The sequence below is a fragment of the Glaesserella parasuis genome (genome assembly GCF_002015085.1).
Taxonomy (GTDB): Bacteria; Pseudomonadota; Gammaproteobacteria; order Enterobacterales; family Pasteurellaceae; genus Glaesserella; species Glaesserella parasuis.
Genome location: NZ_MUXW01000071.1, coordinates 1 through 1235 on the forward strand (window position 1 = coordinate 1; position 1235 = coordinate 1235).

The 1235-nt window shown below is 38.4% G+C and carries 2 protein-coding genes and 1 pseudogene; 1 reads left to right on the forward strand and 2 read right to left on the reverse strand.

Annotated features, from left to right (window positions below; genetic code table 11):
* Positions 1-135: IS1/IS1595 family N-terminal zinc-binding domain-containing protein (locus B0183_RS13230; RefSeq protein WP_459543475.1), on the reverse strand; the 135-nt coding region annotated here is incomplete at its 3' end.
* Between the two features lie 181 nt (positions 136-316).
* Here B0183_RS13230 and B0183_RS11500 point away from each other — a divergent pair.
* Positions 317-868 (forward strand): annotated as a pseudogene (locus B0183_RS11500) (IS5 family transposase); the annotation flags it as partial.
* 26 nt (positions 869-894) lie between these two features.
* Here the strand turns inward: B0183_RS11500 and B0183_RS11505 are convergent.
* Positions 895-1235 (reverse strand): IS3 family transposase (locus B0183_RS11505; RefSeq protein ID WP_165688523.1); only part of this gene is annotated, 341 nt, incomplete at its 5' end.

Sequence of the window (1235 nt, forward strand, 5' to 3'; positions counted from 1 at the left end):
TGGATTTAATTTCTTTTTAAGGGTAAATGTTTTATCACAGGCATTACATTTATAGCGTTGAATATTATTTCTTATACCATGTTTGCGAATGTCGCTACTGTGGCAAAAATGACATTTTTTTGGTTCATAATTCAAAAAAAGTGGCTTAAAGCGCGTAATGTAAGGCTTTAAGCCATTTTTTAGTGGCCATTTTGTCTACTATGCCGATATTTTTGTTGGCATAGTAGGGCGTATTGATCTTTTAAGTACAAAAAACAAACGACATAGAAATTTGGTATAATTTAGTTCGCCAAAACCTAACCATCCCATACAAACTATGTCGCTTAGAACTATTTTAACAGATAATCTTTGGAAACGCCTAGCTTATTTACTTGACCGTACAGGACGTGTTTATAATAAACCTGAACATCGTAATACAGTGGAAGGGATTTTATATCGCATTCGTACGGGATGCCCTTGGCGTGATTTACCTGCTGAATTTGGCTGGTGGAACACGATTTAGCGTCGGTTCAATCTTTGATCTAAAAAGGGTGTTTGGCAAGAAGTGCTAAAATCATTTAGACAACATATTGATTCTGAATGGATTTTTATTAATCGCAGTGTCATCAAGGCTCACCAGCATTCAACAGGCGCAAGCGGTCAAAATCTGCAAGCGATTGGTAAAAGTGTGGCAGGTAATAGCACAAAAATTCATTTAGCGGTAGATAGTTGTAGAAATCCTATTGATTTTGTTCTGAGGGGGGGGGAAGTTCACGACAGTAAAGCTGCGCCTGAGCTTGAGGTATTGTTACCTGACAGTGAGACCATTGTTGCAGACAGAGGTAATGATGATATAGACTGGCGTTTATATCGTTATCGCTATTTAGTGATCTGACCCCAAAAAGTTAGACTAATTTAGTTCAAGGACTGAGTTCTGTATTCCACAGGGCTTAGTCCTTTTAATCTTACTTGAATACGCTCACGATTGTAATAATGAATATATTCGTGAATAGCTTGTTCCAGTTGCTCAAAGGTCTCAAACCGTTTACCAAAGTAACATTCCGTTTTTAAACGCCCGAAGAAACTTTCCATTGCACTGTTATCCAAACAATTTCCCTTTCTCGACATACTTTGTACGATGCCGCTTTGCTTCAAAATCGACTGATAACTTGCCATTTGATATTGCCAACCTTGGTCAGAATAGAGTATCGGCGTTGCTCCGTCAAGCCTTGCCTCAGCTTGTTTCATTATTCGGC